Source organism: Streptomyces sp. NBC_01334, from assembly GCF_035983595.1.
In the GTDB taxonomy this organism is placed as follows: Bacteria; Actinomycetota; Actinomycetes; order Streptomycetales; family Streptomycetaceae; genus Streptomyces; species Streptomyces coriariae.
Genome location: NZ_CP130719.1, coordinates 164,118 through 187,943, shown reverse-complemented (window position 1 = coordinate 187,943; position 23,826 = coordinate 164,118). Strand labels below are relative to the sequence as shown.

General features: G+C 67.1%; 25 protein-coding genes and 4 pseudogenes. 17 read left to right on the top strand and 12 right to left on the bottom strand.

The genetic code is table 11. The features are described from left to right. Nucleotides 1-15 precede the first annotated feature (15 nt). Nucleotides 16-636 (top strand): hypothetical protein, encoded by a 621-nt coding sequence (locus OG736_RS45375; protein ID WP_327188038.1) that lies wholly within the window; start codon nt 16-18, stop codon nt 634-636. 22 nt (nt 637-658) lie between these two features. On the opposite strand, the gene OG736_RS45370 is transcribed toward OG736_RS45375, so the two are convergent. After that, on the bottom strand, nt 659-1,552 hold the full coding sequence (locus OG736_RS45370; RefSeq protein ID WP_327188037.1) for a glycosyltransferase family 2 protein: 894 nt from the start codon (nt 1,550-1,552) through the stop codon (nt 659-661). A 221-nt stretch (nt 1,553-1,773) separates the two neighbouring features. Here OG736_RS45370 and OG736_RS45365 point away from each other — a divergent pair, with 221 nt between their 5' ends. Next, a complete protein-coding gene (locus OG736_RS45365) occupies nt 1,774-2,559 on the top strand; it encodes a class I SAM-dependent methyltransferase (protein WP_327188036.1) in 786 nt (261 codons plus the stop codon). Between the two features lie 50 nt (nt 2,560-2,609). Here the strand turns inward: OG736_RS45365 and OG736_RS45360 are convergent, their stop codons facing one another. Then, the gene (locus OG736_RS45360; protein ID WP_327188035.1) at nt 2,610-3,341 is read right to left on the bottom strand and encodes a prepilin peptidase; all 732 of its coding nucleotides are present in this window, start codon (nt 3,339-3,341) and stop codon (nt 2,610-2,612) included. Between the two features lie 66 nt (nt 3,342-3,407). Between OG736_RS45360 and OG736_RS47450 the strand changes: the two genes are divergently transcribed. The 6 genes and pseudogenes from OG736_RS47450 to OG736_RS47435 all read left to right on the top strand — a co-directional run bounded on the left by OG736_RS47450 (nt 3,408) and on the right by OG736_RS47435 (nt 6,587). After that, nucleotides 3,408-3,749: a hypothetical protein gene (locus tag OG736_RS47450; RefSeq protein ID WP_442817223.1), complete on the top strand. Its 342-nt coding sequence runs from the start codon at nt 3,408-3,410 to the stop codon at nt 3,747-3,749. Then, nucleotides 3,722-3,832: pseudogene (locus tag OG736_RS47445) on the top strand (transposase); the annotation flags it as partial. The gene OG736_RS47450 and the pseudogene OG736_RS47445, both read left to right, overlap by 28 nt. A gap of 17 nt (nt 3,833-3,849) precedes the next feature. Next, nucleotides 3,850-4,650 carry a hypothetical protein gene (locus OG736_RS47440; protein WP_442817235.1) on the top strand — a complete coding sequence of 267 codons (801 nt, stop codon included), beginning with the start codon at nt 3,850-3,852 and terminating at the stop codon, nt 4,648-4,650. A gap of 57 nt (nt 4,651-4,707) precedes the next feature. Then, a complete protein-coding gene (locus tag OG736_RS45345; protein WP_327188034.1) occupies nt 4,708-5,082 on the top strand; it encodes a hypothetical protein in 375 nt (124 codons plus the stop codon). A gap of 118 nt (nt 5,083-5,200) precedes the next feature. Further along, nucleotides 5,201-5,491, top strand: coding sequence for a RapZ C-terminal domain-containing protein (locus OG736_RS45340; protein ID WP_327188033.1), 291 nt, complete (start codon nt 5,201-5,203; stop codon nt 5,489-5,491). A 66-nt stretch (nt 5,492-5,557) separates the two neighbouring features. Beyond that, nucleotides 5,558-6,587: pseudogene (locus OG736_RS47435) on the top strand (winged helix-turn-helix domain-containing protein). 48 nt (nt 6,588-6,635) lie between these two features. Here the strand turns inward: OG736_RS47435 and OG736_RS45325 are convergent. The 4 genes from OG736_RS45325 to OG736_RS45310 all read right to left on the bottom strand — a co-directional run bounded on the left by OG736_RS45325 (nt 6,636) and on the right by OG736_RS45310 (nt 9,594). Then, entirely contained in the window at nt 6,636-7,241 is a 606-nt protein-coding gene (locus tag OG736_RS45325; RefSeq protein ID WP_327188032.1) for an SMI1/KNR4 family protein, read from the bottom strand. A 23-nt stretch (nt 7,242-7,264) separates the two neighbouring features. Beyond that, complete coding sequence (locus OG736_RS45320; protein ID WP_327188031.1) at nt 7,265-7,486, bottom strand: hypothetical protein; 222 nt, start codon at nt 7,484-7,486, stop codon at nt 7,265-7,267. A 646-nt stretch (nt 7,487-8,132) separates the two neighbouring features. Continuing rightward, the gene (locus tag OG736_RS45315) at nt 8,133-8,732 is read right to left on the bottom strand and encodes an NADPH-dependent F420 reductase (RefSeq protein ID WP_327188030.1); all 600 of its coding nucleotides are present in this window, start codon (nt 8,730-8,732) and stop codon (nt 8,133-8,135) included. Between the two features lie 43 nt (nt 8,733-8,775). Beyond that, entirely contained in the window at nt 8,776-9,594 is an 819-nt protein-coding gene (locus OG736_RS45310; RefSeq protein WP_327188029.1) for a 3'(2'),5'-bisphosphate nucleotidase CysQ, read from the bottom strand. Between the two features lie 139 nt (nt 9,595-9,733). Here OG736_RS45310 and OG736_RS45305 point away from each other — a divergent pair, with 139 nt between their 5' ends. Beyond that, nucleotides 9,734-10,627: a LysR family transcriptional regulator gene (locus OG736_RS45305; protein WP_053747144.1), complete on the top strand. Its 894-nt coding sequence runs from the start codon at nt 9,734-9,736 to the stop codon at nt 10,625-10,627. A gap of 199 nt (nt 10,628-10,826) precedes the next feature. Here the strand turns inward: OG736_RS45305 and OG736_RS47430 are convergent, their stop codons facing one another. Genes OG736_RS47430 through OG736_RS45295 form a run of 3 tightly spaced genes read right to left on the bottom strand, consistent with a single transcriptional unit; the run spans nt 10,827 to nt 12,373 of the window. Further along, entirely contained in the window at nt 10,827-11,168 is a 342-nt protein-coding gene (locus tag OG736_RS47430) for a ParB-like helix-turn-helix domain-containing protein (protein ID WP_442817231.1), read from the bottom strand. A 58-nt stretch (nt 11,169-11,226) separates the two neighbouring features. Continuing rightward, nucleotides 11,227-11,793, bottom strand: coding sequence for a hypothetical protein (locus OG736_RS45300; RefSeq protein ID WP_327188028.1), 567 nt, complete (start codon nt 11,791-11,793; stop codon nt 11,227-11,229). A 25-nt stretch (nt 11,794-11,818) separates the two neighbouring features. Then, nucleotides 11,819-12,373 carry a NucA/NucB deoxyribonuclease domain-containing protein gene (locus tag OG736_RS45295; RefSeq protein ID WP_327188027.1) on the bottom strand — a complete coding sequence of 185 codons (555 nt, stop codon included), beginning with the start codon at nt 12,371-12,373 and terminating at the stop codon, nt 11,819-11,821. A gap of 537 nt (nt 12,374-12,910) precedes the next feature. On the opposite strand from OG736_RS45295, the gene OG736_RS45290 reads away from it, so the two are divergent. The 4 genes and pseudogenes from OG736_RS45290 (at nt 12,911) to OG736_RS45275 (ending at nt 16,292) form a co-directional block, all read left to right on the top strand. Further along, nucleotides 12,911-13,450, top strand: coding sequence for a sigma-70 family RNA polymerase sigma factor (locus tag OG736_RS45290; protein ID WP_442817222.1), 540 nt, complete (start codon nt 12,911-12,913; stop codon nt 13,448-13,450). Between the two features lie 617 nt (nt 13,451-14,067). Then, on the top strand, nt 14,068-14,748 hold the full coding sequence (locus OG736_RS45285) for a hypothetical protein (protein ID WP_327188026.1): 681 nt from the start codon (nt 14,068-14,070) through the stop codon (nt 14,746-14,748). 183 nt (nt 14,749-14,931) lie between these two features. Next, a pseudogene (locus OG736_RS45280) lies at nt 14,932-15,864 on the top strand (IS5 family transposase). 110 nt (nt 15,865-15,974) lie between these two features. Beyond that, the gene (locus tag OG736_RS45275) at nt 15,975-16,292 is read left to right on the top strand and encodes an Imm51 family immunity protein (protein WP_327188025.1); all 318 of its coding nucleotides are present in this window, start codon (nt 15,975-15,977) and stop codon (nt 16,290-16,292) included. A gap of 27 nt (nt 16,293-16,319) precedes the next feature. On the opposite strand, the pseudogene OG736_RS45270 reads toward OG736_RS45275, so the two are convergent. Both OG736_RS45270 and OG736_RS45265 read right to left on the bottom strand, forming a co-directional pair. Next, nucleotides 16,320-16,814 (bottom strand): annotated as a pseudogene (locus OG736_RS45270) (IS630 family transposase); the annotation flags it as partial. A 545-nt stretch (nt 16,815-17,359) separates the two neighbouring features. Further along, the gene (locus OG736_RS45265; protein WP_327188024.1) at nt 17,360-18,010 is read right to left on the bottom strand and encodes an HAD family hydrolase; all 651 of its coding nucleotides are present in this window, start codon (nt 18,008-18,010) and stop codon (nt 17,360-17,362) included. A 1,161-nt stretch (nt 18,011-19,171) separates the two neighbouring features. Between OG736_RS45265 and OG736_RS45260 the strand changes: the two genes are divergently transcribed. From OG736_RS45260 to OG736_RS45245, 4 genes are all read left to right on the top strand, one after another. Continuing rightward, nucleotides 19,172-19,714, top strand: a complete 543-nt coding sequence (locus tag OG736_RS45260; RefSeq protein WP_327188023.1) for a hypothetical protein — start codon at nt 19,172-19,174, stop codon at nt 19,712-19,714. Between the two features lie 162 nt (nt 19,715-19,876). Further along, nucleotides 19,877-20,680, top strand: coding sequence for a hypothetical protein (locus tag OG736_RS45255; protein WP_327188022.1), 804 nt, complete (start codon nt 19,877-19,879; stop codon nt 20,678-20,680). Between the two features lie 722 nt (nt 20,681-21,402). Next, nucleotides 21,403-21,831: a DUF6188 family protein gene (locus OG736_RS45250; RefSeq protein ID WP_327188021.1), complete on the top strand. Its 429-nt coding sequence runs from the start codon at nt 21,403-21,405 to the stop codon at nt 21,829-21,831. A gap of 517 nt (nt 21,832-22,348) precedes the next feature. Then, on the top strand, nt 22,349-22,747 hold the full coding sequence (locus OG736_RS45245; protein ID WP_307160888.1) for a YunG family protein: 399 nt from the start codon (nt 22,349-22,351) through the stop codon (nt 22,745-22,747). An 11-nt stretch (nt 22,748-22,758) separates the two neighbouring features. On the opposite strand, the gene OG736_RS45240 is transcribed toward OG736_RS45245, so the two are convergent. After that, a complete protein-coding gene (locus OG736_RS45240) occupies nt 22,759-23,583 on the bottom strand; it encodes an ATP-binding protein (RefSeq protein WP_327188020.1) in 825 nt (274 codons plus the stop codon). Nucleotides 23,584-23,826: the final 243 nt, after the last annotated feature.

Below are 23,826 nucleotides of genomic sequence, written 5' to 3'. Positions count from 1 at the left end.
CGAGGGACGGATCCGATGACCACCGATGCGGGGCTCCCCTCGGTCAGAGAATCCCTCCAGCTCGCGCACCTGGCGGAACCCGAAGCCAGTCCCCTGGTGGCCGAACTCGCCGCCGACCACTACCACCTCAACTACAGCAAGCACCCCGTCCCGGTCCTGTTCAGAAAAGTCCGTGCGCCCCGCACCCTGCTCGCCGGAGTGCTCCCCGCCAGCACGGACGGCACCGAACTGCACCGCCAGCTCGGCCGGCTCTCCAAGCTGCTGGGCAACCTGGCCTTCCACCTCGACGACCCGGCCGGCGCACGCACCCACCTGAGCACCGCCGTCTCCTACGCCAACCGGTGCGGTGACACGGCGCTGGCGGCGTGGGCATACGGGGCGCAGAGCCTGGTGGCCCGCCACACCGGCAACCGGAGCGCCGCGTACACGTACGCCGAGCGCGGCGCGGCCGCGGCCCCCACTGGCCTGGTCCGTGCCCAGCTCCACGTCACGGCGCACCGAGCCATGGACCTCACCGACCAGATCAGCTCGCATCGGACCGTCGGGCCGCTCCAGGATCTCGTCGGCACCATGGCCTCGCACCAGACCCTGCCGGCCGTGCGGGACCTGAGCGAAAGAGTCACCGCCGTCAGCTGACGTAGCTCCCTGCCCAGGAACGTCAGACGATCGGTGGGCGGCCGGCCCGCGTCAGACGCCACACCGTTCGCCACGACATCGGACGGCGCTCCCCCTGCCCCCCGCGCAGGCCCTCCGCGAAACCCCTGAACCAGACGCCCAGGTTCCCGGAGGAACGGAAACGCCACAGGCTGATCACGACCCAGGTGGCCAGATACACCGGGATCAGCACAGCAGGCAGCCGCCGCCGCGCCACCCACACCCGATTACGGGCGACCATCCGGTAGAACGGCCCGTGCCGCGCCGGGTTCGTCGCCGGATGGTGCACCTCGATGTCACCGGCGTACCAGCCGACCCAACCGAGATCCCACAGCCTCCACGAGAGGTCCACTCCCTCGTGGAAGAGGAAGAAATGCCCGGGCCACCCGCCCACGGCGTCGAAATCCGTCCGGCGTACGAGCACGATCCCTTCGGCCATGACGGTGACGACCCCTGAACGCCGGGCGTCGCTGGACCGCAGCCGGGGAACCCACCGGCCCAGCGTCTCGCCGGTGGCGGGGTCGGCGATCCGGGGCTGCACGTAAGCGGCGTCTGGGTGCCGGTCGAACTCGGCGATCAGCCGGGTGAGGGTGTGAGGATCAGGAAGGACCGCATCATTGTCGAAAAACAGGACAAACTCGGCATCGTCGGCGGCGAGCGCCATGGCCCCGACATTGCGCCCCTCCGGGATACCCGTGTTCGTCGGAAGCGAGACACTTTGCACACCATCGGGTACGTAGTCCGGCTCCACGCCGTTCCCGACGATCACCATGCGTAGGTCCACGCCCTGCTGGGCAAGGATTGAGCTCATCGCCGTGCGAAATTCCCGATCCCGGTCATTCATGGTGAGCACGACGACGTCGACCCTGCGCTTGTCCGCGGGCTCTTCCCTGCTCACCTTGACCTGTCCTTCATTCGCTGAGGCTGCCGCGTGTCACTCGCCGGCGAGCGCGCGCCGACCTGGAGTGGGACGCGATGGGCCTGGACGTTGTCCTGGCTGCATGGCCCATCGCAGCGTAGCGCCCCCAACATCTACAGAAGAACTCCGTGTGCTGCGCCAGGGGCCCAAACCGGAACATGCGCTGAACACCTCGCCTCCACCCTCACAAGGACAACACCATGAGCGAATTTGCTGGCACCGCCCCCTACTACGCCGCCTACCGGCCCGGCATCCCCGAGGCTTCCGTCCACCTGCTCAGCCAGGCCGTCGCCGGCAAACAGAACCCGATCCTCCTCGACCTCGGATCGGGAACGGGGCAAGTGCCCGCCGCCCTACACACCGCCTTCGCCGAGATCGACGTCGTCGAACGAGACCCCGGCATGCTCGGGGAAGCCGACAAGGCGCTGGCAGGACTGCCCGCCACAACGGTTCGCCTGCACAACAGGCAGGCCGAGGACTTCATCCCGCCCTACGCCGACTGGGCAGCCGACATGGTCACCATCTGCCGCGCTTTCCACTGGATGGACCAGCCGGCCGTGCTGTCGCTGCTGGAGGGCTGCACGGTCAAGGACGCCACTATCGCCGTCATGGGGGACGGCAGCCTCTGGACCGCCCGCTCGGCATGGACGGACGCCCTGCGGTCCATGATCCAGGAATACACCGGCAGCGAACGCCGGGCGGGCAAGGACAAGACCTACGCGGCCCATGACCGCCCCTACCGGGACATCCTGATCGAGTCCGCCTTCGCCGACGTCGAGGAACACACCATCCCCATCAAACGGCCCTGGACCCCGCAGACCGTCATCGGCTACCTGTACTCGACGTCCTTCGCCGCCCGTCCCCTGTTCGGCAACCAACTGGAGGAGTTCCAGGAGCGCGCTCTCGCCCTGCTGACCGAACACGCCGACGCGGGCGTCCTGATCGAGCACGCGCGCTTCGACGTACTGCTCGCCCGCCGCCCCTGACATCTCCGGGCGAGGCCCTGGCGGGTCCCGCCCGCCTCGTCTCATGGGGATCAACGGGTGCAGGAGCCCAGGAGCACACCGGCGAACGCCCCGGCGAGAAGAAACGGGCCGAACGGGATCCTGGCTTTCCGACTGCCCCGGCCCGTGACGATGAGGACGATGCCGTACAGAGCGCCCAGCAGGTACCCGGCGAACGTCCCGACCACGACGATCGCCCAGCCGTACCAGCCCAGGACAGCGCCCAGGGCGAGGGCGAGCTTCACATCGCCGAACCCGAAGCCCTTGCTGATGAGGAAGAGCACAAAAGAGCAGGCTCCCAGGATCAGGGAGCCGAGCAGCGCGGACGTCCAGCTGCCGCCCGCCTCGGGCAGCAGTGCGGCAACGCCGAGCAGGACGAGCGCGCCCGCGGCGAGCGGCAGGGTGAGCACGTCCGGCAGCCGGCGCACCGCAGAGTCGACGATGGCGAGCAGCACGCCGACCGGGGCGAGCAGCAGCCAGACGAGCAGCACGGGGCGCGCCCCGGTGGTGGCCGCCAGAACAGCGCAGGCCACGGCTAAGGCGGCGGCAACAAGGGAAGCGCTGGGACCGTATGAAGCGCCGTCGGTGCAACGGGACCGCCCCAACCAACCACCAGCGATCCCGGCAAAGGGATGTCCAGCAGGACACGCCGACCGCCACGGCTCATCGGGCGCTACAGAGAGCCGGTACGCGGCGCGCGGTATGAGCAGGCCCGTGCCGGCCCCCCACACGACGGCCATCGCGGTGGTCCAGAGCGTCTCCATCGAACGGAGCCTAAGCTCAGCTCCGTTCGGATGTTGCGGACGGTCCGTACCGTGAGGAGCACGTGCATGCTGTTGAAGCCCGGTACCACTTGTGAGCAGGCGATCAAGCTGCTGGAAAGCCTGACCAATCAGGGGCTCAACGACGTCCAGAACAGCGTCCCGCACATCGTCAGGAACACCGGGAACGCCGTGGCGGGCATGCCGTTGGAGCTGGCCATTGCCCATGCGAATCAGGAGTACATCGACTCGCAGAAGTCCACCAGCCGCGTGGTGCGCGAGTACGACCAGTGGACGCTGCGGGCCGCGGCCGAACTCCTGGAGGCGTTCGCCGACCGGTCCGTGGCGGCCCGGCTGCGGGGCGAGCGGTACAACGCAATCGTGCACGGCGCAAGGTCCATGGCCGCGTGATCCGTATCGGCCGGGAGGCGTTACGTAGTCTGCTCGCCCGCCGCGGTGTCACCTTCCAGCGCACCAAGACCTGGAAGGAATCGCGGCGTACGCCGACGCCATGGACGTCCAGATCCGGGTGCTGCAATTGCGTCGGAGCGTTCTGCGAGTCGTGGCCAGACGCGGGTCCAGTCCCGAGGAGACCAAGCTCATGCACAGGCTCGCGCAGTTGTCCGGCGAGGAACGCCGACATTTGATCGACGGTTTCATGGATGGCACCGTCGGCACAGTGGATGCCGACCCGGGCGCGGTGGCCATGGTTCGCGCTGCCACTCCCGACCTCCCCGATGATCCGACCGGCGAGCAGGTCGCCGCCTGCGTGGAAATCGCCGAACTGGTCGGCGACGAGGACTTCCGGGCCCGGATGCGCCGGACGGCACACCGGCAGCACAGACCGACATCGAGCAGGCCAAGCAGCTGTGCTCCGGCTGCCCGATCCGCGGCAGGCTGCCTCAAATGGGCACTGGCCCACCCCACTCAGGCACGCCTCGGTGTGTGGGCAGGCACCACCGCCCGCGAACGCACCCACCTGCGCCAGCGCCTGGCCGACCGGCTCGGCACCGACTGGGTGACCGTCGTCGCCGACCGCGAAGACCGGCGCCGCGAGCAGCGCCAGGCCGCCCGCTACGCCCCGCTCACCGTCCGCGAAGCCCGCACGTCCGCCTGGACCGCGACGTCAACGGACCCCTGCCACGGCGGCCGCGGAAGCTCACGCCGGACGACCAGCGGCGCAACATGCACCGGCTCCTGGCCGCTGCCAGTGCACCGGCCAGGAAGGCGGGATGACCATGAACCACAGCGGCATAGCGGTCACTCTGGACGGCTTCCTGTACGAGGAGGCCGTGCGCGGCGATCGGTGTGAGGCCACTGCCCGCTTTCGCCTTGTCGTCTCCCCCCCACCGACGAAGTGGTGGACGAAATGGTCGTTGTTTGCACGGCCACCACCCCCGTACTCGCGGCTGTCGTGCTGCACGAGCTGGCCCCCAGCGACCAGCTGCGCATCACCGGCTACCTCTGCCTGCCCCGCACACCGGATGAGCCGATCTGGCTGGACGTCACCACGCTCGAAGTCCTGTGGGCGGCGCTGCTGTCCCTGGCGGCCGGCGACACGGACAGCCTGGACACAGAGACGATCGCCGATCTCATCGACCTGTTCGAGGGCCTCGACCTGGTCGACCTCACCCGGGCCGTGCTCGACACCACGCGGCCCGAAGACCGGGCCATGGTCATCCGTGCCCTCGACGACGTGCTCGGGGACATCGACATCCCCGGCATGGAGGACCTGGACCCTTGACCGCCCCGCGCGGCCATGGCACCGCGGCCGCTGCCCGCACGGTGGCCGCGGACCCGCATACCCAGCCGCGGGTGCGGGTGGAGAGAACGTTCCTAGCCCTTCACAGCAGGAAGCCACCTTGCCCCCGACCCCGATCCGCCTGATCTCGTTCGGCTACCTGTACCTGTCCACCGGCCCGGACGGCTCCCCCAGCCCGTCCGCCGCCGACCGCACCGAGGACGTCCGCGACCGGCTCCGCGACCCGGCCGCTGCTCGCGACATCCTCGACCTCGACGGCTTCGACCCCCGCGTCCAGGGCGTCGTCCTGAACACCATCGGAGCCCGCGAACTGCTCGCCAACCTCGCGGACTACGCCGACCTCCCGGCCGGCCCCCGACGCATCGCACCGGGTTGCGCCGGGGGTCTCTAGAGATCCTTAGAGGTGTGGGTTACACGGGGTCGTGACGGCTGTCGTGGGCAGCGCTATGCCGGAGGAGTGAGGTATCCCGATGGCGGCGGTCTGACGGCTGGAGCGGGCCCAGCGTGAGGGGGCCCGGCTGGCGGCGGCCGATCTGATCAAGGCCGGGGCTAGTGACCGGGAGGTGGCCCGACGGTTCCGGGTGACCCGGAAGTCGGCGAACTGCTGGCGACGGGCGTTGGCTTCGGGTGGTCGGCAAGCTCTGGTTTCCAAGGGCCCTGGTGGTGCCCGCTGCAAGCTCGATGCAGGTCAACTACGTTTACTGGAGAGGGTATTGGAGGCTGGCCCAGCCACCTGTGGCTGGGCCGACCAGTGCTGGACTCTGACGGGGATCGCCGAGGTCGTGCGCCACCGGTTCGGCGTCGAGTACACCCTGGCCGGGATGGGCCTGCTGCTGCACCGCATCGGCTGGAGCGTGCAGGTTCCCTCCCGCAAGGCCACCGAGCGCGACGAGGCGAAGATCGCCACCTGGAAGGACGAGCAGGGGCCCGTCATAAAAAGACGGCGGCGGACCTGGGCGCCTGACGCGGCCACACGCCCGTCGTGCGAGTCACCGCCGCAGGAACCAAACGCGTCTCCATGGCGGCACTGATCTGCCCCAGGTTCGGCAACCGGCCCAGACTGATCTACCGCATCCACCTCGACCGTGGCCCCGCCAAAGGCCGCCACAAGGGCTTCACCGTGGGCGACTACGCCCGCCTACCTCGACGCCGCACACCAGCAGCTCGGCGGCCCGATCGTCCTGATCTGGGACAATCTGAACACGCACGTCAGCCGCACCATGCGGCAGCTGATCGACGCCCGATCGTGGCTGACCGTCTACCAACTGCCGCCGCACGCTCCCGAGTTCAATCCGGTCGAGGGCGTCTGGTCGCACCTGAAACGGTCCCTGGCCCGACTCACCAAACACGGCCTCGACCAGCTCACCACGCTGGTGAAGACCCGCCTCAAACGGATGCAGTATCGACCCGGCCTCATCGAGGGCCTCATCGCCAAGACCGGCCTAGACCTCCAATCGCCCGTAATTCCAGCCATTGAAGATCCCTAGACGCCAGTGGACCGAAGCCGGTCATCGCCCCATACTGTGCGAGTCGTCTCAGTCGCTGAACATGCCGGCGAACGGGTCGGGTTCCCCAGTCCACGGGTCGAGACCTTGACTCCGCAGGCGTGCCTCCTCGTCGCGGTGAAGGAATCGGGGCGACGCGTTGCCCCAGAGGTTGACAGAACCGAGCGGGCACTCGTCGAACTCTGCGCGGAAGACCCGGCACAGAAATTCGACGAGACCGCACGGATACTCCAGCCAGACTCCGTCATCTTGGTTCCACACGACGACCGGCCAGCCGTCCGGATCACTGTCGGTCACTCGCCAGCACAGGATGTCGGCACTGGAGTCGACACCCCAGGCGATCAAACCGCTCTGCCCGCTTCCCTCGGGGGCCTTGTACTCCCAGAAATGCAGCGCGTTGAGCGTCTCCGCCTCCATCCCCTGGTAGGTGGGTTCTGCGCCCTCCACTGCCCGGGACTCCGGGAGGAGGAAGCCGAGGTAGTCGTCAACGGCCCCCGATCCGTAGAGCGTGATGAATTCCTGGTAGTCGCGCGGGAAACCTGTCCCCCAACTGTGCTCCACCGCAGTCCAATCGACGGCGTCCCCTGCTCCCGGATGGCAGGGCAAGAGCTGCCTGAGAGTCTCCATCCAACTCATGGCGTCTCTGCCTCTCATCGAAATCAACGGGTCGCACCGGTTGGCATGATCTTTCCATTGCGGCTGTCCGTGACCGTACCCAGGTTCTTCCAGCCCGGCTGGGGCCTGTAGATCGAGGTGGGAACCGCCTGGCTGAAGGACAGGCCGGGTGAACCGTCCGGGTTGGTGCCCGTCGCGGTGATCTCGAAGAAGACAGGAACCGTACGAGGACCGGAGTAGCGCGGAGTGACCGTGTAATGCGCCACTGAGCATCGTCGACAGTGGACCTCAGGATTCGCAGGTCCGTACCGGACCGGGGTCGGATGTCGACGAACCGTTGGCGACGGAGCGTTGGCTTCGGTTGTCGGCAAGCCCTGGGTGACGGAGGCAGTGCCGACCCTGCCTCATCGCCAAGACCGGCCTCGACCTCCAACCGCCGTAACCTCAGCGATTGAAGGTCTCTAGCCACAACCAACTGTTGCTGGGATTTCAGTGACTGTGAGTGGCCACGCTGGCGGAGTGGGCGCACGCGCACGGCACGCAGTTGGGACGGCCGGTGCTGCTGCGGGCCGATGGTTGGTCGGTGCCAGAGGTTTACGGGTTCTTCGCCTCAGCGCGGATGCGTAGCGCGAGCCGGCCACGCGGAGGAAGTACGCCTTTGCGGTAACGGTCTGGCTGGGGTTCCTTGATGCGGCGGGCCGGGCTTGGCACGACGCCGACGAAGAGGACGTCGCCGGGTTCAAGTTCTGACGGATGACTGACGAGGCGAGGCGAGAGTTTATGCCTGACGCCCCTAGGTCAACGTCGACTCCGCCAGCAAGGCGGACAGTACATCCCACGATCGTGTCCCACCGGGAACCCATCCATGCCACGCGTCGGCTCCGGCTACCTCCAGCCGGCGCAGCTCGACAGTCAGCGGGCGATTGAGATCGCGAAGGGTGTGAATCCGGTGGTGGAACGGATGACGTGAGGTACGAACAGGATCGCGGCCTCTGTGGCGCGGGCGGTCTGGATTCCGCCGAGGTCGGTGATCCATTCCTTTTGCCAGCCGAGGTCGGTGAGCAGTTCGCGGACGCTCTGCTTGGCCTGCGCGTCCTCGCCGGAGAGGAACACGGTCGGTGTCTGGGTGAGCGTTTCCGGCGAGGTCATCACCGGGAAGAGCATGGTGTTGAGTGTCTTGACGACGCGCGTTTCGGGGAGCGCGTTGTGGAGCTGTTCGGCCAGGCTCGAGCCGGGGTAGATCAGATCGGCGGGCAGTCCGTCCGGTCCGTCGGTGGTGGCGTTGGAGACGTCGACGAGGATCTTGTCCCGGAGTTCTTCGCGCAGAGCGGCGAGCCGGTCCAGCGAGCTGGCGCCCGGGGTGGCGTTGATGACGATCCGGGCAGTCCGGGCGGCGTCGGCGGCGGCGCCCGGCGTGCGGTCCGCCACTGTCACTTCGTGTCCTGCCCGGGCGAGGGCTGCGGCCAGGTTGCCGCCGACGCGGCCGTTTCCGAGAACTGCGATCTTGGTCATGATGATCTGGTCCTTCCGTGGGCGTGCGGGTTGTAGTGCGCGGTCAGCGCGAGAGCGTGGACACGGCCTCGGCGTGGACGCCCGGCGCGGCGGCCACAAAGCTCTGGCTCTGGGGGGTCCAGGGGCGGCCCTCGGCGTCGGAGATCCGGCCGCCGGCCTCGGTGACGAGCAGCGCTCCGGGAAGCAGGTCCGCGCGGGCGCCGGCGAACTGCCAGAAGGCGTCGATCCGGCCGGCGGCTACGTTCAGCAGGTGCAGGGTCGCGGGTACGGCGACGCGGACGACGAGCGCGTCGAAGAGCATCGCGGTGATCGAGGAGCCGACCCGCCGCACGACCTTTTCGTCCTCGTCCGGCCGGGCCTGGCTGGTGGCCACGATGCTCAGGCCGAGGTCGGCGGTCTGGGAGACGTGCAGCGGCCGGCCGTCGAGGTGGGCGCCCGCGCCGGTGAGCGCGGTGTAGGTCTCGCCGGTCAACGGCAGGTGCACTGCGGTGAGCACCGGCTGGTTCTCCCGCACGAGGGTGGCGGTCACCGCCCACTCCGGCAGGGCGTGCAGGTGGTTGACGTTGCCCTCGGCCGGATCCACGACCCACCACTCGCCGGCCGGCAGCGCCCCGCCGTCCAGTTCGTCCTCCACCCAGCCGGCCTGCGGGCGCAGGCTCGTGAGACGGGGGCGCAGGATGTCGAGAGCCGCGTCGTCGTTGACGGCCAGCGCGCGCATCAGCTCTTCGTGGCTCTGGTAGCGGACCACCTCGCCGAAGCGCTCGCGCAGCGCCGAACCCGCCTCGCGCACGGCGATCGCGGTCTGGGCGAGCAGGTCGGCGTCGGAGGCGGCGACGTGGGTGGTCTGGAGCGTTTCGGACATGGCGGTATTCCCGTCTGAGGAGGGGTGCTGAGGCCGGTCGAGGGCCGAACTGCGCGTTACTTCTTGCGCTTTCGCCTCAACGGTAGGCAGCCCAGCGATTAACTTCAAATGCATGTCAGGCACGGCTAGGATTACTCATATGCAATTGGATTTGAACCTGCTCGCCGCGCTCGACGCGCTGCTGGAGGAGGGCAGTGTGGCCGGGGCGGCGGCGCGCCTGCATGTCACCGCCCCCGCGATGAGCCGGAGTCTGGGCCGGATCCGGCGCACGACCGGGGATCAGATCCTCGTGCGCACCGGCCGCACGATGACCCCGACGCCGTATGCGATCGCCGTCCGGGAACAGGTGCACGAGCTGCTGCACCAGGTCCAGGGGGTGCTGGCACCGAGCCGTGAACTCGATCTGGCAACGCTCGAGCGCACGTTCACACTCCGCTGGCACGATTCCCTCGTCGCCTTGAGCGGCCCCGCACTGCTCGCGGCCGTGCGCGGACAGGCGCCGGGCGTGCGGCTGCGCTTCGTCGCGGAATCGAGCATCGACACCCCCGAACTGCGGCGCGGCGAGGTCGACCTGGAGGCGAACTCCAACCGCCCGAGCGCACCGGACATCCGTGCCGAGAACGTGGGCGAGACCCGCCTCGTCGTCGTCGCGAGGCAGGGGCACCCCCTCACCCGCGTCAGGACCCTTACCGCACAGCAGTACGCCGACGCTGAACACGTCACCGTCTCGCGACGTGGAAACCTCACCAACGCCATCGACGACGCCCTCGCCCGGCTTGGCCTCACCCGCCGTGTGGTGGCGACCGCGCCCACGGAAGGGGCCGCTCTGGAGTTCGCGCGCGGCTCCGACATCCTGATCAGCGTCCCCGAAGCCACCACGCGGTCAGCGGTCGCCGACCTCGGCCTGGTCGTGCTCCCCCTCCCGCTCGAACTGCCGTCGGCACCGATATACCTGTCATGGCATCAGCGCTACGACACCGATCACGCCCACGCCTGGCTGCGCGGACTGGCACGAACCGCACTGGCCCTGTGAGGAGCGTCGTAGTCGGCGCCGTGGCTGCGTCACCCATACGTCCACGGTCCACGCGACCACCACGGCGATCTGCTTGAAGGTCAGCAGCGGCTTGTCCGTGCGGGTGCCGGCCGTGGAGGCGGCCAGACCGATGCCGGCGGCTCACCATCGCGGATCGCCGGTGTGCAGATCAATCTCACCGGGATTTCCTGTACCTCAACTACTGTCCAGGAATCGAGCGTTCACTGGCACAGGACCTACCGCCCTCAAGCCGTAACAAGGGCGAGTTCGGCACCGCCGGGCTACGCGGGGACGGCCGCTGAACCGTGATCGATTGGCGCGGGGTCTTGGCGGCGGCGATGGCCTTCTGCGCCTCACCCGCTGGCTGCCCCTTGGGCAGCCGGCCGATACGGCGGGCGGGTTCCACCTTCAATTCGCTGGCCTTCACCTGCTCCTGGAGCTCGGGAGTGAGCTCCAGGAGCGCCAGATGCTGCGACTCCCACGGCGGAGTCTTGCCCAGCCTCCTGGGCACCTCGCCCTGCGACCCGTGGACCTTCACCAGCTTCTGGACGGCCTGCCAGGTATGGAGCTACCTGCGCTGTTTGCCACGGCGGTCTTTCCTACCTGCGGTGCAGATGGCTCTGTCCGCCCAGGTGGCGGTGGGTGGGCAGAGGGGTGAAGTGCTCAGCGAGAGCGTACCGAGGCGCCGTAGCTGTCGCTGTGGCGGAGCACGGTGACGGGTGCGGTAGGTGCCGGTACGCTTGGATGAGGTACCACTCAGTGACCTCATCAGGGGCGAGGTCGACTGCGGTGTCTCGGCCGCGGGCGTGAATGCGCAGCCGGTAGTCGCCAGGGCCGTTGAACGACAGGACGGGAAGTTCTTCGTCCAGGTCGTCCATCAGGCCGCGGACCATGAGATCGCCGGATGCGGAGTGTGCGGAGAGCTCCACGATCTCCTGCCAGTCGTCGTTGCCGGGTGCGGGGGCGGTTTCGTGGAAGGTGACGGTGACGTCCACGTCGCCGGTGTGGATGCCGGTGTGGACCACGGTGACACCGTCGGTGACCTGAGCGAGCCCGTTGTGCTCGTACTCCAGATCTGGGGCGGTGGGTCCCTCCTCGTCGCTGATGTTGAACTGGTGGTACTGCACTGGGACACGTCCGTTGCCCCGTTCGACCTCGTCGCTCATCCGCAGTCCTTAGTCGGAGTTACGGCTATTTGATCCATACCAGGAACCGGTCATTCTCGATGATGCGGTTGTACAGGTAGAAGAGGCTCAAAGCCCGGCCGCCGCCCGTGTTCTGCTTCGCATCGATCATGCGCTGGCTGTAGCTGCCGCCCGTGTCGGCGCCCTGCCACGTTGAGGCGAAGGGGTACTCATCACAGGATGCCAACAGTGGACGCGGGAGGCTGGTGGGGCAGGCCGTGCTCTGGTTCTGCGTGATCTTGGTCTTGTCTGTAAGCCGGGTGAGATAGCTCGTGGTGCCGTGCTTGCCCGGCAGGTTCGCTTCTCCTGCTGAGGAATCGACGGAGTGGCCAGGCCTTTGGCGATGGCCTCGAGCGGCGACGCGGTCGGCCGCTTCAGGCTTGCCCCCTCGGCCAGGGGCAACCCCTCGCTCATCACCACCTGAGTAACTTCCAGCCCCTGGGTGGCAATCACGTCCGCCGTCACCTTGCGAGCCGACGCCCTCGTTGCGAAGGCCCGCCGTCCTAGTCTCTTGGCCGGAGCGAGACGGCGGGCCTCTCTCAGGCGCGGAAGTATTCCGCACCCGTCTGAACCGCAGCGCCCCGCGGTGGGTGTGCTGGCGAAGTGTTCAACGATGGCCCCACCGACGGCGTTTAGTCCAGCACGTGTGAACTTGTCCACTGTCCCGGGACCTTGGACGAAGTATGTGACTAGTCCCACACTACAAGGTGTCAGTCTCGCGGGGCTTTCCGCCGCAGTCCTTGGCCGGAGCACGGTGAAAGGCCCTCTCAGGCAGAGGAGTTCACGTCATGCAGCACTCTCTGCATCCGTCCGGCAGCCAGTTCAGGCGGCCGCTCTGGCGCATGCCCCGTCCACGTCGCGTCCAAGTGATTGTGCTCGTGGTCATCATCTTGTTGGCGGTGCCAGTGTGCCTTGCCACGCCGGCCCCGGCGGTCACGGCCAGCGCCGCAGCTCTCATCCAGGCTGCGGCCACCTTGTGGATTGCTCTGAACCGCCCCGGCGCCCCGGCAGCTGAGGGGTAATGCCAGCATCAGCATCGCAGGTTCCCCGCCCTCTGGGCGGGGAACCTGCGTACGGGATCCAGGGCATCGTGCAGTGCGTGGAGGGTGCCCAGGATGGCGACAGCGCAGCCTTCGCGCAGCTCTACTCTGCCTGCAGCGACACGGTGTACCGGTACGTCTACTACCGGGTCGGAAGTAGAGCGACCGCCGAGGACCTGTGCAGTGAAGTCTTCCTTCGTGCGTTCGCGCGCTTGCATACGTTCACTTGGCGAGGCCGGGACTTCGGCGCCTGGCTGGTCACCATCGCCCGCAATCTTGTGGCCGACCACTTCGCCTCAGCACGCTTCAGACTTGAGGTGACGACCGGCGAGTTTCTAGGCAGCAACGAAAACGAGCGAAGCTCCGAAGACATCACCATCGAGAGCCACCGCAACAGTGGCCTGGCCGACGCAATCAACCGGCTTCCCTGCCGCATGCGGCAGGTCACCTGGCTGTGGGCGCTCGGCACCCCCACAGCCCACATTGCGCAGCAGATGCGTATCAGCCCCAGTACAGTCCGGGTCCACCTCTACCAGGCGCGTCAACGCCTCGCCGCTGATCCCTTCCTGACTCAAATCGCTGGTCCCACGGAATCCTGACCACGCCTCCCCTGCAGCTCTCCGGCCCGGCCGCCGAGTTCGAAGTCGGACACGGGCCACGCCCTGGTCACCCACTCCCCCGAGGAGTACCCGTTGTAGTTCAGTTCCGCGCAGTTCGCCGCCCGGCGGTACCCGGAGCCCTGGAGCCCCGACTCGTAGGTGCAGCGCGATCCGCCGCGCAGTGGGACGGCTGGAAGTTCGTCGGAGCTGGAGCCCCCGGCCGAGCTGTTTCCGGAACGGATGTGGCAATTAAGGGCGCCGTGAACGGACCTGAAGAGCCTGTATGGGCTTCTGGCGGCCTATCGTAAGGTCCGAGGTCCGATCGTATTGCCTACTCGGAGATCGGCCGCTGGAGGCCCCATTCTGCGAGTCGCTTATGTGCCGATTGTTACGCAAGCTTCGTTTGTGATCAGTGTCGGCCAGGTGATCTAGGCTCATCTCGCCAGCGCAGTTCGGGGTATCTATTCGGCACTCGCAGCGGCGAGATGGCCCTGTCCAACGAAGATCAGGGCCACGCCCGTTCTCCGCGACTCGGTCGAACCTTGGCGGCTGCCGATGAGAGTCACCTAATCGGCGATACCGCCGTTCCCGCAAAACAATCGGACACGGTCTCAGTGGTGACCGTGCTGACCCGCATGGCCGGTGGCGACGGCCAGGAGGCTGGACAAGAAGTCGCCGCCCTGTGGCGGCAAGTTCAGCCCGCCGAACCCCTCGGACGGCCTGTCAAAGAGATCGACCCCCATGACCTCGAGGTCCACCACGAGATCACCTGGCGAAGCATCAGGGGGCGGCCCAGCTACGTCGAATGTGACCACGACCTCGAGCTGTGGCGCCTCATAACCGAGGCAGCCCGCGGCACCAGCCACCTGGTGATGCCGGTCGGCTCCTCATCCTTGGGCAAGACTCGAGCCTGCTATGGAGCCGCGCATGCCCTGCCAGACGACTGGCGGCTGTGGCACCCCATCGATCCCGGGCGCCCCCGGGCGGCTCTCGCCGAACGCGACAGAGTCGGACCCAGGACCGTCGTCTGGCTCAACGAAGCCCACCACTACCTGCTGCACCCCGATCACGGTGAGCAGCTAGCCGCCGCGCTGCGCACTCTCCTGGCAGACACAACCCGCGCGCCCATTCTGGTCCTGGGCACCATCTGGCCAGGACCCGGCTACTTCGACGAGTTGCTGACCACTCCCCCACCGGCCAGGCCTGAACACGGCACGCTCACAGCCCCTGCGCGCCACCCCAAGAACCCTGACCCGCACGGGCACGCTCGCTACCTGCTGGCCGGACGCGTCCTCTAGGCCCGCGGCATTCACGCCTCGTGAAGTCGATCTGAGCAGCAAGTCGGACGACCCTCGCTTGGTCGCAGCTGCGTGCTGCGCCAAGGACGGCATGGTCACTCAGTACCTGGCGGCTGGCTTCGACCTAGGCGCTGTTTCTCGGATCTCCTGACGAGTGTGGGGTGTTGGGTCCAGGCTGGTTGCATGGGCCGCGGAGACCTGACGAATGCGGAGTGGGATCAGCTGGAGTCGTTCTTACCTCCGGGTGGTGCGCGTGGAGGTCGGTGGAGTGAACACCGCCGGGTGATCAACGGGGTGCTGTACCGGGTGCGGACGGGGGGTGCAGTGGCGGGATCTGCCTGAGCGGTTCGGTCCGTGGGAGACGGTCTACAAGCGTCATCGCCGCTGGTCAGCGGATGGAACCTGGGCGATGTTGCTGTCGAGGGTGCAGTCGGCCGAGGATGCGGCGGGCCGTATCGACTGGCACGTGTCGGTGGACTCCACAGCGGTGCGAGCTCACCAGCACGCCGCCGGCGCGCGGAATGCGCCTCCGGCCGGGGTTCCTCAAAGGGGGGCCGGCCCAGGGAGGAATCGGGTCGATCCGGTGCTTCGGAAACTGGTCGTCCGGCTGGAGGAGGTGGTCAGATCGGCGAGTGTCTGGGACGCTCCCGCGGAGGATTTACCACCAAGCTCCATCTCGTCGCCGACGGACGATGCCGGCCCCTCGCCCTCGTCCTGACGCCAGGACACTACGGTGACGGTCCTCAACTCGAGCGCGTCCTGGACCAGGTTTCCGTGCCCCGCACCGGAGTCGGACGCCCTCGCACCAGGCCGGACCATGTACTGGCGGACAAGGCCTACACGTCCCGGAAGAACCGCCGTTACCTGCGACGACGCGGCATTGCCCACACCATCCCCGAACGCCTCGACCAGCAAAGACACCGGCGCAATCGCGGTTCCCGTGGCGGCCGGCCCACCGGCTTCGACAGCGAGCGCTACAAGAAGCGCAACACCGTCGAGCGAGCCATCAACCGACTGAAGGGCTTCCGGGCCGTCGCCACACGCTACGAGAAACGCGCCTACATCTACCTCGGCACCGTCACCCTCGCAGCCCTCATGATCTGGCTCCGCACATGATCCAAGAAACAGTCCCTAGTGCTGTGACCGGAAAGGTTCGCCGGATCCGGAGCGGACAAGCAGTTTGTTGGGTTGGGCAGCCTGTGCACTGGGCGTGGGAAGATCGCGCCGTGACGATCACCCTGCACGACTTCAACGGCGAGCACTCGCTAACACTCGCTGCTGGTGACCTGGCCGCCGATGCTGCAGTAGTTGCCGCCGGACACGAGCCGAATGGGTACTTCTGGGAAGGTCTTGTGCAGTTCGCCTGGCCGGATCTTGCTGAGCGCCTCGACTTCGACAGTGAGGGCGGCATGTTCTGTGCGCTCGGGAGCTCGGGTGACCTCGCGCAGCTCAAGACTGCCCTTGAGCCCGTGATCTTGAGCCCCAGTGCCGTTCGCGAGATTGTTGCCCGTGCCGAGACGGCAGGCTTCGAGTTCGACGACTAGTGCTGTCACCAGCAGGTCTGCCGGGGTTCAGGCCGCAAGCCGAAGTGGCCTGCCGCCCCAGCGGATGTGCTTCTGGCTGCGGATGCGGGCGCGTTCGCGTCGTTGGGCGGCGAGGACATCGGGGTGACGGGCGTTCTTGTTGCGCCAGCGCAGATAGGCGTGCAAAGCCCGGTTCTGGACGCTGTGGTTGGGGTGGTTCGAGCTGGCGAGGGTGAACTGCCGAAGGGGCCCGAAGTGGGCCTCGATTGGGTTGGTCCCGGACGTGTAGGTCGGGGTGAAGCAGAGATCGACCTTGTTCCGGGCGGCCCAGCGGTGGATCCGCCAGTTCAGGCGCGCGGACAGGTTGTCGAGAATCACGTAGATCGGGGCGCCGTCCGAACGGGCCGCGCGGATCGACCGTAGGGCCGCCCAAGTGTGGCCGATGCCCTTGCGTCGGCGGACGACTCCCCAGAGTTGGTCATCGCCGACCGAGTAGCAGCCATGGAAGTAGGTGATGCCATGAGTGCGGCGATAGGTCGCTGGCCCATCACAGTGGCTTGTGCGCACGTCGGCACGCGCCACGCCACAGGCTATGAGGCACACCGCAGAGATCATGGCTGCGGAAGGGCACCTGGATGAGCAGGCCGAGCGCGAAGGACATGACTTGGCCAGCGAAGCCATCGCACGGGAGTTGGCAATCACTGGCCGCCGCGACGGCACCCTTGCCTGGCTGGCACTTCCGCTGGGCCGCCCATCAACATGCAGGGCAGCCACGACGGACGAGTCTCTTGATGGAGCTCGGCCGGAGGAGTGATTACGGCGTAATCACTCGCGGGGCGAGGGAGCGGCAGTTCGTGCGCAAGTTGCCATACACGGTGTCCCGGCGGCGCTCCCTTCCCATCGGTCGGAGGAATCGCCAGCGGTAGATCTCTTCAGACCCGGTCGGACAGCTGCCTTTGCTACCTCGGCGCTGTCCTGTCTCAACGAAGTTGGTCGTCCTCGGGTGCTGACCTTCGTGGGCTGGATTGTGTGAGACGCGTGAACCGGAATCGTTGAGACACATGACAGGTTTCGGGGTTGGTGGCGCCCTATCTCGATGTCCTGATGGTGTGGTTGATCGCGGAAGCGACGTCGTCAGCCACATGGGTGGGCCAGTAGGAGTCCTGGGTCCAGGCATGTCCGTTCGTCACCCATACGCTCCGAAGACCGAGGGTGTGGGCGCCCGCGATGTCAGCGTGCGGTGAATCGCCGATGACCCACGCGCCCGGCAGGGCCAGGTTGACGGTGGCGCCGGCCGCCTGGAAGATCTCCGGTTCCGGCTTCTTGTAGCCGACGGTTTCAGAGATGACCCAGCCCTGGACGAGCTGGTCGAGTCCGGTGTTACGGATCTTCGCTTCCTGCTGGACGGTGCGCCCATTGGTGACGATGACGCAACTCCAGCCGTGTGCCTGTGCCTTGCCTAGCGCCTCGCGGGTGGACTGCGCCAGGACGACGCGATGGGCGGTGCCAGTGTCGAGAAGGGCTCGGATGGTCGTGGTCGGCACCACTCCCCCGCACCGGTCGGTCAGAGCTGCGGCGACTTCCTGACACGTCGTATGGCCGCCGGCATCAATAGTCAGCACCCACGTGAGGTCGGAGGCAGGCAGGCCGTGTTGGGCGAGGAAGTCGACGACGGCGGCGCGGAAGGCCGCATCGCGGTCGACAAGGGTGTTGTCGAGGTCCAGCAGCAGCAACGGCATGACCGGCACTAGATCATGGAAGCGGCTGCGAGGCAGGTCAGTATCGGGCTGGCATCGGCACCAGGCCGACGAGCCGAATGCTGCGGATCGTTGACGCTCACCGCGCGACCAGCGAAACGTGTGTGCCGGAGCGACATCCTCGAACCGTCCGGTCACACTGTCCCGCAGCGGACGCCGGTAGCGCCGCTGCACCGCGTCCACGTACGACAATTCGATGCACGGCCCCGCCTGATCCACCCCAGCTGGTACCGCCGCACAGCACCCCGAGCCCATACAGCCGCGCGTCCAGGTTCGCTGAGACAGAAGCCCGAACGACTCGGTTCGCTGAGAAGGCGACTCGATTGAGTGAGACGGGACAGACGCCGACAGTTGGCCCGCTGATCTCTGGAATCGGGCAGAGGCTTGATTACGGCGTAATCACCAGTGCCCGGGGGAGGCGGCGGTCTGAGTGATTACGCCGTAATCACTCGCGGGCTGGCAAGCGGGAGGGTCCGCGTTCTCAGGGCCCAACTATCGAGCGGACGGTCCCCAGAGGACTGGGTTGGACATCGTGAATGCCGCGGCCCCCTCGTGATCCAGGTTCGGTCCGCTGCACTACGTCGGGCGGCGGAGGAAGGCATCGCGAGGAACCAGCAGTAGCCCGAAGGCGAGCGGCGCCTGGCCTCTTCGGCAGGGGAACCGGGTAGCCGCTCCCCATGAACCCGACCACGCTTCACGTCCGCCGCGACCTGGTTCTGCGGTTGCCGGCGAGAGGCTGAGGCTTGGAGCCAAGGTTCGGGAGCGCTCGGCCCGAGGCTCGTGGGATGGCATTGAGCGCCGTACCAGGCGCAGCTGGCAGGCTCGCTCTGATTACGCCGTAATCACTCAAGCGAGCTGGCACGCTCTCCCCGATGTGGTGTTGGGCAGCCAGGGATCCGCCAGACGTCACACGGTGTCAGCGAAGGGGGACGCCAGAACGACGGACGTCGTGGTGGCGCAAGCCCGTGGAACAGCAGGGTCTGGGGACCTGCGAGGCAAGTGCTGCGGTCGACGCTTCCAGGAAGGGAGCCCTGGCCAGCCCGGGGCATTGTCCGCCGACCCGACATAGGTGTCGGTGAGAAGGCCAGTTGGCCGCTCTGAGCGTGCCTCTTGACCGGATGCTGTGGCGGGCAGGCTGTGGGGATGACTGCCTTTCTGAACCAGTTGCCTGCCCTCATAGGTGTCATCGTCGGTGTCCTTGGGACGCTGCTCACGGCACGGCTCAATGACAGGGCGCAGTGGGCGCGTGCCTTGTCGGTGCGGTGGGATGAACGACGGCTGGATGCCTACTCCGAGTTCGGTCGGGCGCTCAAGGAGGTCCACTTGCTTGCGCATCGGCTCACCGCGTCGTCGCGGCCCTCGTCGCGTGCGCATCCGATCGATCGGGCTACGGGGCTTGAGTTGATTGCCCAAGCGGACGCCCAGCGGACCAAAGCCTGGGAGGCGGTGCTTCTGCTGGGTGACGCTGACACTGTGGCCGCTGCGCGCGAGTGGCGCTGGGCGGTGCTGCAGTTGGAGCGGGAGGCACGTGGTGTCGCTGGCGACGGCTTCGACTGGGTAGCTGCTGTACGGCGCGCGGACGAAGGCCGGGACCGCTTCTACGTTGCTGCCAGGGCCGGCCTGACCGTGGGCAGCGGCGATGTTGCCCAGGCGCGATGGCTCATCGACCGTCAGTTGAACGCGTGATTGGCGAAGTTGCGGTTTGATCGCACTCGTCTGCGGGTGGCCAAGTTGGCTGGTGACGTGCGCAATGGCCAACTGGCGTGCTCCGTCACAAGAGAGGACAAAGGTCGGCCAGATGTTGTTTCACAGAATGTGAATCCCGTGGGGTGGGGCACACTCTGATACATGGCTCGCACAGCTCGTAGGTCGAAGGACCCGACAAAACCGCTGCTCAGACCCCCTGTGAGGGTTGGCCATCTCGATACGGCAGCGGTCGTCGGGCAGTTGCGCCAGTTGCATGAGGAGGCCGAGGACGAGGACATCGGTCGCATGCCGGCCGACGACGAACTGTTCGGTGCCCTTCTCTACCTTGAGGCTCACACCGGCGCCCTGAAGAGCGTGGCCGCACGGCGTGCATCCGCACTCGACCGCACCCGGCTGTGGGAGTACCTGCGCCAGCAGGCGGATGTCCACCAGTCCCGAGCCGTTGACGATGCGCGGGCCGCAGGGGCGGAGTGGGCGGAACTTGCGTCCGCGCTTGCGGTCAACGCGCCGAGCGCTGCCTACAACAAGGCGCTGAGACTGCGTGCTGCTGCCCTGACCAATCCCGCAGACCCGGACCTGCCGGTACGCCGTACTCCTGAGGCGGTTCTGCTTGCCGAGCGACAGGCTGCGGCTCAAGCCGCGGTGGAACGCCGTGCGGAAGAGGAAGCCTCACGCCGGCATGCCTTGATGGCTCCTGTCGCGCATAGGCTCCTTGAGCACCGGGTCGTTCTGGATGACGACGATGACGTGACGTTCTGGCTGGACCAGATCGAAGCTGTACTCCCCCACTGCGAGACGCCCACCCAGTTCGTCAGCCTCGGTATCTACGTGGAGGCCGTGGTGCGTGAGCTGAGTAAGGCAGACCGCGCAGCCCGGACGGCTGAGAAGGGTGAGGGTGCGCTTGCGGCGGTGGCAGCTGCCGCAGCGCTGGTAGCCGGCGGCTGACGTCTCACTGTGTCGAGGCAGCTGAAAGTGATTACGTCGTAATCACCTTCAGCTGTAGGACCTACCCTTCCGCTCCCCCAGTGCGCGGCTACCGGCGCGCGGGCGCACGGGTGAGGCCCGTGGCGATCGGGGTAGCAAGGACCCATTCCGCTGCGATGAGTGAGGACGCTGGCCCGGGCCAGCCGCTGGAGAACGGAGGCAGGCTCGGGGGGAGTGCTGTCTCAGGTCGACGTCTGCCCCGTGGGGAAGGCGTCCCAGAGCGCCTGCTCTTGAGTGGAGAGCCCGGTGCCAGTCAGGTGTGTGCGCCCCCGGTTTGTCGCCTCATCGGTCTGCTCTGTTCGGAGATGCGTGGCCGAGTGCGCAGGGTTCCGCGCGTCGTTTAGGCGGCGCTCAGACCTGGCACCGTCACCGAAGACTGGAGGGTGCTGCTGATTCCGAGCGCAGTTCCTGCCGCGGCCCTGGGCGCTGCGGCACGAGGGGCCAGGAGTGAGCCAGGGGTGCGTGGCCCGCCGACCTCGATGAGGAGGAGCCGGCGGCGAGTGGGCGAGGAGCCGCCAGGTGATTACGCCGTAATCACCCCGAGGGCAGCAGTGCGTCAAGTTGACGCACGTGGACGCGGTGTGTGATCTGCTCGTGTCCACAGCCGGAACATGGTTCTAGCCCTGCCGCCTGGCCCCGGAAATCCCATGGCTCTCGGCTGTCGAATCAGCCAAGGTGCAGGAGTGAGCGCTGAAGAGAGTCCTGTAGAACACGAGAACCGGTGGATCCTGAACCTTCGCGGCATGAGCGTTACCAAGATCAGCGTGGACTTCCGGCTCGTGCTGGCCCTCGACTCGGACTGGGAAGTCGCACTGGAAGCATCCGTCAACCTCTCGCTTGGGACCGCCCACGCCAACCCGTCCGTGATCCTGAAACCGGAATCGCAGGACGTTGCAGCGGCCCTGACTCTGTTCGGAGCGAAGGTCCTGTCGGCGGTCGCGTTCAAGTCCGGCACCCTGCGTCTCGCTTTCGACACCGGCCACCACCTGACCTGTTCATCCGATATGCACTTCGAGGCGTGGCAGGTCACGGGCCCAACAGGGTGGCGCTTCACATCGCTGCCTGGAGGCGACCTCGCCGTCTGGTCCGGCTCAGGAACGAGCGAGGCCTAGCCGCAGCACGCGATGCGGCAAGCACAAGACTTGCGGTCTGTTTCAACGAACCGAGTCCACGCGTCTCACCCAATCCCGCCCACGAAGGTCAGCCGCATGCAGACGACCAATTTCGATGAGACAGGACACCGAGAGGGCCAGCGGCGAGCCAGGGGTGCGAGGCCCGCTGGCCTGGTTGAGGAGCCCGCGGCGAGTGGGTGAGGAGCCGCGAAGTGATTACGCCGTAATCACCTGCGGGCGGGGGAGTGGTGACGGGGGAGTGATTACGCCGTAATCACCTCGAACGTAGTTCGTGCCGCGGCCCTGGGCGCTGCGGCACGTGGGGGGCCAGAGGCTGTCCACGGACAGTGGGACATCCGGGTGAGCGGACAGTTCAGGTCCTTGCTGGCGGACAGTTGATCTCCCTGTCCGGTATAACTATTCGATCCCTGATCGGCGGGTCGTGCGGCCTCTGGAAGGCCACGCTCGTGGAGTCTGTGTCAGCGCCGATGTCAGTGGTGGCTGGGATGCTGGCGGCATGATCCCTTGGAACCTGCTCGATCTCGGCAAGGCCCTGCGCGCCGGTTGGGCTGCCGACACCTGTTCGCCCGACGATCAAGCCGACTGGCAGCCAGGTAACCCGGCCTGGGGGCACTGTGACATCACGGCCTTGATCGTCCACGACGTCTTCGGCGGTGATCTCATGGTCGGCGAGGTGCACCTTGACGGGACCCAGCACGGCTTCCACTGGTGGAACCGGCTGGCCAGCGGGGTGGAACTCGACCTGACGCGCGAGCAGTTCCAGCGGGGCCAGACCGTCACCGCTGCCCGTGTCGTCGAGCGCCCGCCGGGCCCTCTGCCCCGTCGCTGGGAGGAGTACCTCCTGCTGCGTGAGCGCGTCATCAAGCACCTCGGTCATCTTCCGGAGCCCGTCTGAGGAGGCCGGGATCAGCCGGGCTGGTTCAGCGGGACGACGCCCTGTCCGCTGGTGGCCTGGATCAGCCGCAGTGAGAAGCCCTCGGGCAGGACGATGTGAGCGTGGTGCAGGAGCCGGTCGACGGCGGCGGTGGCCAGCGTCTTCGGCATGATCAAATCGAATCCTGACGGGTGGAGGTTCGAGAGGTCACGACCACGGACCGGCGTTCGTAGGCTGCATCGATCACACGGTAGAACGCCTCGGCGGCGGCCTGCCCGGACGGCAGCATGCCGATTGTCGTCGACGACGATGAGGTCGCATCGGGTGATCTTCGCGACGCCCCTGGAGACGGTGTTGTCCACGGTCGCCCGCCCCAGGTGGGCGGTGAGCGATTTCAAGGTAAACCAGGCGCCCTTCATGCCCTGGTCGATCGCCTTGTTCGCCAGTGCCTCCGCCAGGTGGTTCTTGCCCGTGCCGCTGGGCCCGGCGACAGCCAAGTTCTCCGCCCTGGTGACCCATTCCAGCGTCATGAGCGCATGCTGGGTCGGGACGGGGATGGAGGATTCGGTCTCCTTCCAGGACTCGAAGGTCTTGCCCGAAGGCAGCTGGGCGAGGCTGCGGTGGTTGCGGCGAGTCGCTTCGTCCCGGCCCTTAATTTCTGTCCCCAGGAGAATCCGCACGACCTCGGCCGGGTCCCAGCGTTGTGATCTCGCGGTCGCGAGACCCTCGGGGGCGGCTTTGCGCAGGTAGGGAAATCGCATCCGCGTGAGCACGGCTTCCAGCTCAGGTGGGATCGGCGGGGCGGCCGGCGGTGGAGGAACCGGTGCCGGGGCCCGCGCGGGAACGACTTCGGTCACTTCATCCGTGCAGGGCTGAGAGCCACAGCGGTACGCCCGCACCGAGTCACACACGTTGGCGAGCCAGGACACCTGAGACCGCCAGCGAATTGGACCAGTTCACTTGAGACGGGGGCCAGTTCCTCGGAGACGGGACACCGGAGGCTGAGCCTGCTCCGGCCCGGACACCTGCCGTCTGTCTCAACGAACCCTGTCGTTGTGTCTCACCCAATCCAGTCCACGAAGGTTAGCGATGCGCAGACG

Excerpts from the sequence above, each read along its gene's own strand:
- OG736_RS45345 (WP_327188034.1), top strand. The coding sequence starts at position 4,708 with ATGGTCGTTGTTTGCACGGCCACCACCCCCGTACTCGCGGCTGTCGTG.
- OG736_RS45300 (WP_327188028.1), bottom strand. The coding sequence starts at position 11,793 with ATGAGCGACGAGGTCGAACGGGGCAACGGACGTGTCCCAGTGCAGTAC.
- OG736_RS47450 (WP_442817223.1), top strand. The coding sequence starts at position 3,408 with ATGCTGTTGAAGCCCGGTACCACTTGTGAGCAGGCGATCAAGCTGCTG.
- OG736_RS45375 (WP_327188038.1), top strand. The coding sequence starts at position 16 with ATGACCACCGATGCGGGGCTCCCCTCGGTCAGAGAATCCCTCCAGCTC.
- OG736_RS45310 (WP_327188029.1), bottom strand. The coding sequence starts at position 9,594 with ATGTCCGAAACGCTCCAGACCACCCACGTCGCCGCCTCCGACGCCGAC.
- OG736_RS45365 (WP_327188036.1), top strand. The coding sequence starts at position 1,774 with ATGAGCGAATTTGCTGGCACCGCCCCCTACTACGCCGCCTACCGGCCC.
- OG736_RS45260 (WP_327188023.1), top strand. The coding sequence starts at position 19,172 with ATGACTGCCTTTCTGAACCAGTTGCCTGCCCTCATAGGTGTCATCGTC.
- OG736_RS45315 (WP_327188030.1), bottom strand. The coding sequence starts at position 8,732 with ATGACCAAGATCGCAGTTCTCGGAAACGGCCGCGTCGGCGGCAACCTG.
- OG736_RS47440 (WP_442817235.1), top strand. The coding sequence starts at position 3,850 with ATGGACGTCCAGATCCGGGTGCTGCAATTGCGTCGGAGCGTTCTGCGA.
- OG736_RS45360 (WP_327188035.1), bottom strand. The coding sequence starts at position 3,341 with ATGGAGACGCTCTGGACCACCGCGATGGCCGTCGTGTGGGGGGCCGGC.
- OG736_RS45325 (WP_327188032.1), bottom strand. The coding sequence starts at position 7,241 with ATGAGTTGGATGGAGACTCTCAGGCAGCTCTTGCCCTGCCATCCGGGA.
- OG736_RS45265 (WP_327188024.1), bottom strand. The coding sequence starts at position 18,010 with ATGCCGTTGCTGCTGCTGGACCTCGACAACACCCTTGTCGACCGCGAT.
- OG736_RS45255 (WP_327188022.1), top strand. The coding sequence starts at position 19,877 with ATGGCTCGCACAGCTCGTAGGTCGAAGGACCCGACAAAACCGCTGCTC.
- OG736_RS45305 (WP_053747144.1), top strand. The coding sequence starts at position 9,734 with ATGCAATTGGATTTGAACCTGCTCGCCGCGCTCGACGCGCTGCTGGAG.
- OG736_RS45245 (WP_307160888.1), top strand. The coding sequence starts at position 22,349 with ATGATCCCTTGGAACCTGCTCGATCTCGGCAAGGCCCTGCGCGCCGGT.